The following is an 8,115-nucleotide window of genomic DNA, read 5'->3' as shown; positions in this document are numbered from 1 at the left end:
GGGATTCGCCGGCCTGGCGGCTCAGGGCCACGCTGCTGGCGGTCAGTTCGCGGCTGCCGAGCATGGCGCTGGAGACCTGGCGGGTGCCGCTCTGCAGGCCGGCGACCAGGGCCTCGATCTCTTCGGTGGACTGCTGGGTGCGCTGGGCCAGGGCGCGCACCTCGTCGGCCACCACGGCGAAGCCGCGGCCGGCTTCCCCGGCGCGGGCGGCCTCGATGGCGGCGTTGAGGGCCAGCAGGTTGGTCTGCTCGGCCACCGACTTGATCACGTCCATGACCTTGCCGATCTTCTCGCTCTCCTGCTCCAGGCGCTGCATGGCGTCGGCGGAGCGTTCCACTTCCCCGGCCAGGCGCTCGATCTGCTCCACCGCCTGGTTCACCACGCGGTCGCCGTCGTGGGCTTCGCGGTCGGCGGCGGACGCGGCCTGGGAGGCCTGCTCGGCGTTGCGCGCCACTTCTTGCACGGTGGCGGACATTTCGTGCATGGCGGTGGCCACCTGGTCGGTCTCGACCTTCTGGCTGTTGGCGCCGGCGCTGGTCTGCTCGGTGACCGCCGAAAGCTCTTCGGCGGCGCTGGCGATCTGCGTCACGCCATCGCGGATGCCGCCGATCAGCTCGCGCAGGCTGTGGCTCATGCGCTGCATGCTCTGTTGCAGGCGGCCGAGCTCGTCGCGGCGCTCGACCTGGATGTCGCGGGACAGGTCGCCGGCGGCGATTCGGTCGACCACTTCCATGGTGGCGTGCAGCGGGCGGGTGATCTGCCGGGTGATGACCACCGCGGCCAGGCCGCCCAGCACCAGGGCCAGCAGGGTGAAGAGCACCTGCAGGTTGCGGGCGTGGGCGCTTTCGATGTCGCGGCGGTCCAGTTGCAGCTGGTAGAGGGATTCGCTGAGCTTGACGATGTCCTGGCCCTGGGTGGTCATTTCCTTGCGCGCCTGGACGATGGCGGCCATGTTCGCCCGCAGCGCCTGCACGCCCTCGCGGTAGCCGCGCAGCGCCGCGCCCAGTTGCTGCACGCGGGTGGCCTGGTCGGGGCCGAGGGCGCTTTCCAGCGCCGGCAGGCTGGCGAGGCTTTCGTCCAGGTGGCGGGTGACGCCGTCGCCGTCGCGGAGCAGGGCCGTGGCCAGGTAGTCGCGCACGTCGTAGCGGGCCTGCAGCAGGTCCTCGCGGGTGCGGCTGATGGCCTGGTAGCGGGCGGCGCGTTCTTCGTCGGCGGGGGCCTTGAGCACGTCTTCCTGGAGCTGCGCGGTCAGCTCGCCGGCGCGGGCGGCGTCGGCCTCCAGGGCGCGGCGGGTGGCGTTGGCGTTCTGGTAGCCGCTGCGCATGGCGGCCAGGGATTTCTCGTAGTCGGAGATGACGCCGCCCAGTTGGTCGAGCATGCGCACGTTCTCGGGGCTGACGAAGTAGCCGCGCAGCTTCTGCCGGTGCGCCTTGAATTCGCCCAGGGCGCTCATGACGGCGCCGGCTTCCTGCTAGCCGCCGTCGGCGATCATGTATTGCAGGCGGGTGATGCGCAGCTTGGTGAGCCGGGAATTGAGCTCGGTGATGTCGCTCATCCAGTTGCTGCGGTTGATCAGCGAGCCCAGGCCGACCCAGCTGACCACGGCGAGGATGGCGGTAAACGCCAGGACCACGCCGAAGCCGAGGGCCAACTTGAGGTTCACGCTCAGGTTGGATATCCAGCTATGCATTGACGATCTCCAGGAAAGGTTCGGAAAAATCAGGCCATTCGGAGATTGTTCTTGTTGAGGCCATGGCGGGGCGGACCACGCCGGTGGCTTATCGGCAGGGCTTGGCGAAACCGTAGGAAGAAGCGAGAAAAATCTGACGCCAGAAACGAGGCGCCCTTCCGGGGGCCGTTCAGCCCCCGGTTATCCACAGCGCCAGCAGCGGCACCAGGTTGAACAGCAGGATGCCGATCTTGTAGACGGCCATGCCGCCGTAGTGCAGGACGTCGAAGGCTTCCCGGCCCAGGTCGAACCAGTGCCTGTGCAGGCGGTACAGGCCCTCGTGGGCCAGGCTGAAGGCGCCGAACCAGAGCAGCAGCACGGCGTAGTTGAGCAGTGTGCACCAGAGCAGGAATTCCTGCGGGTCCTTCACGTTCATGGCAACCTCCCGGCGTTTTTCCATTCGAGCGCCTCTGCGCCGGACGGTTCCGCGGCTGCCGGACGTCGCGGCCAATGGCGGCGGGCGATGCCGGCGTGGATAATGCGCGGCTTCTGCGCCGGGCTTTCCGGTGTGGCACCGGCCGGGTTTCGCGCGGTGGTGGTCGCACAGGTGCGCCCGCGGATGCCGGCCGCCATGAACGATCACCCCTCTTGTCCGCCGGGCGCCATGCCGCCCGGCGAGGTAGCCCCATGTTCAGCCCGCTCGTCACCTTCCCCGCGCTCTACACCGCCACCCTCCTGATGCTGGCCGGCTCCGGCCTGTTCACCACCTACATGGGCCTGCGCCTGACCTCCGAGGGCGCCGGCGACCTGTGGGTCGGCGGCCTGATGGCGGCCTACTACTTCGGCCTGGTCTGCGGCGGCAAGTTCGGCCACAAGCTGATCGCCGGCTTCGGCCACATCCGTTCCTACGTGGCCTGCGCCGGCCTGGCCACGGTGATCGTGCTGCTGCACGCGCTGGTGGACACCCTGGCGGTCTGGGTGGCGCTGCGCTTCGTGATGGGCGCGGTGATGATGAACCAGTACATGGTGATCGAGAGCTGGCTCAACGAGCAGGCCGAAGGCCACCAGCGCGGCAAGGTGTTCGCCGGCTACATGGTCGCGGTGGACCTCGGCCTGGTGCTGGGCCAGGGCCTGCTGGCGGCGAGCCCGGCGCTGGACTACAAGCCGTTGCTGCTGGTGGCCATCTGCTTCTCCGCCTGCCTGATCCCGCTGGCGCTGACGCGCCGGGTGCACCCGGCCAAGCTGGTGGCGGCGCCGCTGGAGATCGGCTTCTTCTGGAAGCGCGTGCCGCAGTCGCTGGGCACCATCTTCGTCGCCGGCCTGATGGTCGGCGCCTTCTACGGCCTGGCGCCGGTGTACGCCAACCGCAACGGGCTGGACACCTCGCAGTCGAGCCTGTTCGTCGGCATGTGCATCGTCGCCGGCTTCTGCGCCCAGTGGCCGCTGGGCTGGCTGTCGGACCGCGTCAACCGCAGCTGGCTGATCCGCGGCAACGCGCTGCTGCTGTGCGTGGCCGCCGCGCCGATGTGGGGGTTGATCCAGCTGCCCTACTGGGCGCTGCTGGCCAACGGCTTCGTCACCGGCATGTTGCTGTTCACCCTCTACCCGCTGGCGGTGGCCCTGGCCAACGACCACGTCGAGCAGCCGCGGCGCGTGGCGCTCTCGGCCATGCTGCTGACCACCTACGGGGTGGGCGCGTGCATCGGCCCGCTGTTCGCCGGCGCGCTGATGAGCCACTTCGGCCCGGGCATGTTCTACATGCTGGTGTCGGCCTATGCGCTGGTGCTGATCTTCTGGGTGCAGCCCCGGCGCGTCACCGGCATCCACCGCGTCGACGAGGCGCCGCTGCACCACGTGGCCATGCCCGACACCGTCAGCCCCATGGCCGCCACCCTCGACCCGCGGGTGGAAGAGGTGCCGGAAGAGCTGGTGGTGGAAGCCCCGCCGAGCATCGGCCGCTCCGACGGCTCGCCCGACCAGGCGAGCTGACCCGCAGAAATGAGAAAGCCCGGCGAGTGCCGGGCTTTTCTTTCACCTTGCGGTGTACTGCGCGTTGCTTCAGACCTGACGGAAGTGGGCGTTGAAGACGGTGTCGCCACCGGATTCGGCAACGCTCATGGCGCCGTGCAGACGGTCGATGGTGTGGCTGCTGCCGTTTTCGGCCACGCGGGCTTCCTCGCTACCCATCTGCTTGTGCAGGCGATCGATGGTGTTGGAGCTGCCGTTCTCGGCTACGCGAGCCTCTTCGCCCATCTGCTGGTGCAGGCGGTCGATGGTGCGGCTGCTGCCGTTCTCGGCGACGCGGGCTTCTTCACCCATCTGCTTGTGCAGGCGGTCGATGGTGTTGGAGCTGCCGTTCTCGGCTACGCGAGCCTCTTCACCCATCTGCTGGTGCAGGCGGTCGATGGTGCGGCTGCTGCCATTCTCGGCGACGCGGGCCTCTTCACCCATCTGCTGGTGCAGGCGATCGATGGTCTGGCTGCTGCCGTTCTCCGAAACGCGGACCTGCTCGCTCAGTTGCTTGTGCAGGCGTTCGATGGTCTGGCCGCTGCCGTTCTCGGCGACGCGGGCCTGCATTTGCTGGTGCAGACGGTCGACGCTGTGGGAAGAACCGCTCTCGGCCACTTGCGCCGGAGCCTGGGCGGAAACGCTGGCCGGGGCGGCGAAAGCGAGGTTGGCGGCGATCAGGGAAAGGGCGAAACCGAAGGTGAGGGTGCGTTTCATGATGTTTGGCTCCTGGAGGAAAGGGGTGTTGTTCTGGACACGGAGCCAGTATCCAATCTGGATTATCGATTTAAAAACGAAGCCGGGTAATGGTCGCTATCGATGTCGATGATGTTTGATTTAATCCTTTAGGAACAATAAGTTGATTTTGAATATTGACTTCTATCAATGGCCTCGATGGAGTGTATCGACGTGATTGTTCATATCTGTCGATTAGATAAATCTACCGGCACGAAAGGCCAGGGCTATCGTCGCAGGCGGCCCGGCGCCTCGCCGAGCCGCGTGCCAGAGCGGTTGCGCCTGTCCCGGGGCGGCACGAATGACGCCGGGGCTGGCTTCGCGCATCCTTGGGGGTGTCATCGTGGGGAGCCGTTCGATTTTCCGGCCCGGCGATTTTTCCGGCATTTCGCCGGGGCCTTGCGGTCCAACCCGATAGAAGAGCCTGCCTGGGCGCACCCAACCGACGCGGAGACAAGGAGTTCTGCATGACGCGCGGCGCGAAAATCTGCCTGTTCAGCCTTGCCGGCCTGCTCACCCTGCTGGTGGCGGCGCTGGCGTTCATCGCCACCTTCGACTGGAACCGCGTGCGGCCATTGATTAACGACAAGGTCTCCGCCGCCATCGGCCGCCCCTTCGCCATCAACGGCGAGCTGCAGGTGCTCTGGCAGCGCGAGCCGGAGGAGGGCGGCTGGCGCGCCTGGGTGCCCTGGCCGCACTTCGCCGCCAGCGACATCACCCTGGGCAACCCCGACTGGGCGGTGGGCAAGACCCGCGCGGCCGAGTTCGCCAGCCTCAGGCACGTGGAGTTCCGCCTCTCGCCGCTGCCGCTGCTGTGGCACCAGGTGGTGATCCCGCAGGTGCGCCTGACGCAGCCCAGCGCCGACCTGCTGCGCCTGGCCGACGGCCGCGCCAACTGGACCTTCACCCTGCCGGCCAAGGAAGAGGGTGAGGCCGAGCAGCCCACGCCCTGGTCGCTGGCCATCGGCGAGATCGGCTTCGACAAGGGCCGCGTGGGCTTCGACGACCAGACCCTGAAGACGCGCCTGGAAGTGCTGGTGGACAGCCTCGGCAAGCCGGTGCCCTTCGCCCAGCTGGCCGGCAAGGCGCTGGGCGGCGAGCAGGCGGCGGCCACCCAGGACTACGTGTTCGGCTGGAAGGTGCGCGGCACCTACAAGGGCCTGGCGCTGGCCGGCGAGGGCAAGGTCGGCGGCGTGCTGGCCCTGGAGGCTGCCAACCGGCCCTTCCCGTTGCAGGCGGAGGTGAAGGTGGGCGACACCCGCGCGGCGGTGGTCGGCACCCTCACCGATCCGCTGCGCCTGGGCGCCCTGGACCTGCGCCTGAAGCTGGCCGGCAACAGCATGGCCAACCTCTACCCGCTGACCGGCGTGACCCTCCCCGACACCCCGGCCTACGCCACCGACGGCCGCCTGCGCGCGCAGCTGCACGACCCCGCCGGGGCGCGCTTCGAATACCAGAACTTCAACGGCAAGGTCGGCGAAAGCGACCTGCACGGCAGCCTGACCTTCGTCAACGGCCAGCCGCGGCCGAAACTCAGCGGCAAGCTGACCTCCGAGCAACTGCGCATGGTCGACCTGGGCCCGCTGATCGGCGCCGACAGCAACGCGCAGAAGCAGGCGCGCGGCCAGAGCACCCGCCAGCCGGCGGACAAGGTGCTGCCGGTGGAGGAATTCCGCACCGAGCGCTGGCGCGCCATGGACGCCGACGTGGCGTTCGCCGGCAAGCGCATCGTCCACAGCGACAAGCTGCCCATCAGCGACCTGCAGACCCACCTGCGCCTGGAAGACGGCCTGCTGCGCCTGGACCCGCTGCGCTTCGGCGTGGCCGGCGGCAGCCTGACCGCGCAGATCCGCCTGGACGGCGGCAAGACGCCGCTGCAGAGCCGGGTGCAACTGCAGGCCCGCGGCTTCAAGCTCAAGCAGCTGTTCCCCAGCTTCGCGCCGATGCAGACCAGCTTCGGCGAACTCAACGGCGACGCCGCGCTGAGCGGCACCGGCAACTCGGTGGCGGCCATCCTCGGCGGCGCCGACGGCGAGATCAAGCTGCTGGTCAACGACGGGCGGATCAGCAAGGGGCTGATGGAGATCGCCGGGCTCAACGTCGGCAACTACCTGGTGGCCAAGCTGTTCGGCGACGACGACGTGAAGATCAACTGCGCGGCGGCCGACGTCGGCATCGCCAAGGGCCTGGCCCAGCCGCGGATCTTCGCCTTCGACACCGAGAACGCCATCATCAACGTCGAGGGCACCAGCAACTTCGCCACCGAGCAACTGGACCTGGACATCATCCCCCACAGCAAGGGCGTGCGGCTGTTCTCGCTGCGCTCGCCGCTCTACGTGCAGGGCACCTTCAAGAACCCGAAGGCCGGGGTGCACGCCGGCCCGCTGATCGCCCGCGGCGCCGGCATGGTGGCCCTGGGCGTGGCGGTGGGGCCGGCGGCCGGGCTGCTGGCGCTGATAGCGCCGAGCAAGAACGACGACAACCAGTGCGCCGCCCTGCTGGCGCAGATGAAGCAGCCGGCCCGGGCGCCGAAGCGCTGAGTCAGTAGACCGGGATGTACAGGTCGGTTTCCGAGGTGGCGTCGTCCGGCCCGTGGAAGCGCTCGGTGTAGCGCTCGAAGGCCGGCGCCTGGCGCGGCTCCAGCCCGCGCTGGGGCAGCAGTTCGGCGTGGATGCGCTGGAAGCTGTCGGCGATGCCTTCCACCGGCCCGACGTGGGTGAACACCGCGTACTTCTGCGCCGGCACCTTGAACTTCACCATGCCCTCGGGCACCGCGGCGCCCTGGGCCACCGGCAGCCCGGCGATGTAGTGGAAGACGCCGCCGGCGGCCTGGGCGCAGATGCCATAGGCGCTGCGGTCGTCGGCCCGCGCGGCGACTTCGCCCTCGCGCGGCAGGAAGCGCTGCCAGAGCTGGCCGATGCCGCCCTCCTGGCCGTCGCCGCGGTATTCCAGGCCCACCACGCTGAAGGCGGGCAGTTCGACGATGTGGTGTTTCATGAGGTCCTCTCCTGTTTTCCTGCTCGCATGATAGACGGCATCGATATCGCCTGAATATTTTCCGCGGCGCCTGGTCCATTGCTCTGTTCCTCTCCCGCAGAAGGAGATTGCCATGCCGCGCAACGGTACGCAGGGCCACTCGGCACGCCACGAGAAACAGCGGGCGCACGTTCAGGCGCATTACGGGAAGCTGGGCCTCAGCCCGGAGGAGGTGGACGCCCTGGCCAGGCTCGCCCGGCGCAGCAAGCCGGCCACCGCCAAGCTGCTGGGCATGACGCGCAAGGAACTGCTGGCGCGCGCGGCCCGCGCGGGTGTGCGCGGGCGCTGGCGGATGACCAAGGCCGAACTGGTGGCGGCGCTCAGCTGAGCGCCGCCGGCCGGACCTCAGGGGTGCGCGTCGCGGTCGTGGCGGTCGCGCTCGGAGCAGCTCAGGAAGCCCGTCCCGTCGACCCTGCCCTGGTCGTCGAAGGTCACGTAGTAGGGCTGCTCGCGGCCTTCCCGGTTGAGGATGTAGCTGTTGCAGCTACCGGCCTTGTATGCCCGCGCCTGGGTGCTGGAAGGCGGGCCGCCGACGCGCAGCACCTCGTCCCTGCTCATGCCGTCGTGCACGTCGCGCACCAGCGGCTCGTCGCGGTAGGTCACCAGGTTGACCGGGTTCTGCACCCGGGTGGATTCATGGGAACAGCCCGCGAGCAGGGCCAGGGCGG

8 protein-coding genes and 1 pseudogene are annotated in these 8,115 nt (G+C 68.7%); 3 read left to right on the top strand and 6 right to left on the bottom strand.

Annotation, left to right across the window (positions count from 1 at the left end):
- From DK254_RS35275 to DK254_RS25220, 3 genes and pseudogenes are all read right to left on the bottom strand, one after another.
- The coding region (locus DK254_RS35275; RefSeq protein WP_371921195.1) for a methyl-accepting chemotaxis protein at positions 1-475 on the bottom strand (475 nt) is incomplete at its 3' end.
- 198 nt (positions 476-673) lie between these two features.
- Positions 674-1,555: pseudogene (locus DK254_RS35270) on the bottom strand (methyl-accepting chemotaxis protein); the annotation flags it as partial.
- Positions 1,556-1,859: 304 nt separating this feature from the next.
- On the bottom strand, positions 1,860-2,105 hold the full coding sequence (locus DK254_RS25220; protein ID WP_089390281.1) for a DUF6868 family protein: 246 nt from the start codon (positions 2,103-2,105) through the stop codon (positions 1,860-1,862).
- Between the two features lie 251 nt (positions 2,106-2,356).
- Between DK254_RS25220 and DK254_RS25215 the strand changes: the two genes are divergently transcribed.
- Positions 2,357-3,658, top strand: a complete 1,302-nt coding sequence (locus DK254_RS25215; protein ID WP_109936010.1) for an MFS transporter — start codon at positions 2,357-2,359, stop codon at positions 3,656-3,658.
- Positions 3,659-3,727: 69 nt separating this feature from the next.
- Here DK254_RS25215 and DK254_RS25210 read toward each other — a convergent pair whose 3' ends face one another.
- The gene (locus DK254_RS25210; protein ID WP_109936009.1) at positions 3,728-4,393 is read right to left on the bottom strand and encodes a phage infection protein; all 666 of its coding nucleotides are present in this window, start codon (positions 4,391-4,393) and stop codon (positions 3,728-3,730) included.
- Between the two features lie 485 nt (positions 4,394-4,878).
- Between DK254_RS25210 and DK254_RS25205 the strand changes: the two genes are divergently transcribed.
- Positions 4,879-6,951 (top strand): AsmA family protein, encoded by a 2,073-nt coding sequence (locus DK254_RS25205; RefSeq protein ID WP_109936008.1) that lies wholly within the window; start codon positions 4,879-4,881, stop codon positions 6,949-6,951.
- Position 6,952: 1 nt separating this feature from the next.
- Here DK254_RS25205 and DK254_RS25200 read toward each other — a convergent pair whose 3' ends face one another.
- Positions 6,953-7,408: a GyrI-like domain-containing protein gene (locus tag DK254_RS25200; protein WP_109936007.1), complete on the bottom strand. Its 456-nt coding sequence runs from the start codon at positions 7,406-7,408 to the stop codon at positions 6,953-6,955.
- A gap of 112 nt (positions 7,409-7,520) precedes the next feature.
- On the opposite strand from DK254_RS25200, the gene DK254_RS25195 reads away from it, so the two are divergent.
- Positions 7,521-7,775, top strand: coding sequence for a hypothetical protein (locus tag DK254_RS25195; protein WP_089390068.1), 255 nt, complete (start codon positions 7,521-7,523; stop codon positions 7,773-7,775).
- Positions 7,776-7,792: 17 nt separating this feature from the next.
- Here DK254_RS25195 and osmE read toward each other — a convergent pair whose 3' ends face one another.
- Positions 7,793-8,110 carry an osmotically-inducible lipoprotein OsmE gene (osmE, locus tag DK254_RS25190; protein ID WP_256596011.1) on the bottom strand — a complete coding sequence of 106 codons (318 nt, stop codon included), beginning with the start codon at positions 8,108-8,110 and terminating at the stop codon, positions 7,793-7,795.
- Positions 8,111-8,115 lie beyond the last annotated feature (5 nt).

The organism is Pseudomonas sp. RW407, from assembly GCF_003176655.1.
GTDB classification, from domain to species: Bacteria; Pseudomonadota; Gammaproteobacteria; order Pseudomonadales; family Pseudomonadaceae; genus Pseudomonas; species Pseudomonas delhiensis.
Note: the sequence above shows the minus strand (reverse complement) of the source record. Positions and strands in the feature narration are given on the sequence as shown.

Coding starts and splice junctions, on each gene's coding strand:
- DK254_RS25215 (WP_109936010.1), top strand. CDS start 2,357: ATGTTCAGCCCGCTCGTCACCTTCCCCGCGCTCTACACCGCCACCCTC.
- DK254_RS25210 (WP_109936009.1), bottom strand. CDS start 4,393: ATGAAACGCACCCTCACCTTCGGTTTCGCCCTTTCCCTGATCGCCGCC.
- DK254_RS25205 (WP_109936008.1), top strand. CDS start 4,879: ATGACGCGCGGCGCGAAAATCTGCCTGTTCAGCCTTGCCGGCCTGCTC.
- DK254_RS25195 (WP_089390068.1), top strand. CDS start 7,521: ATGCCGCGCAACGGTACGCAGGGCCACTCGGCACGCCACGAGAAACAG.
- DK254_RS25220 (WP_089390281.1), bottom strand. CDS start 2,105: ATGAACGTGAAGGACCCGCAGGAATTCCTGCTCTGGTGCACACTGCTC.
- DK254_RS25200 (WP_109936007.1), bottom strand. CDS start 7,408: ATGAAACACCACATCGTCGAACTGCCCGCCTTCAGCGTGGTGGGCCTG.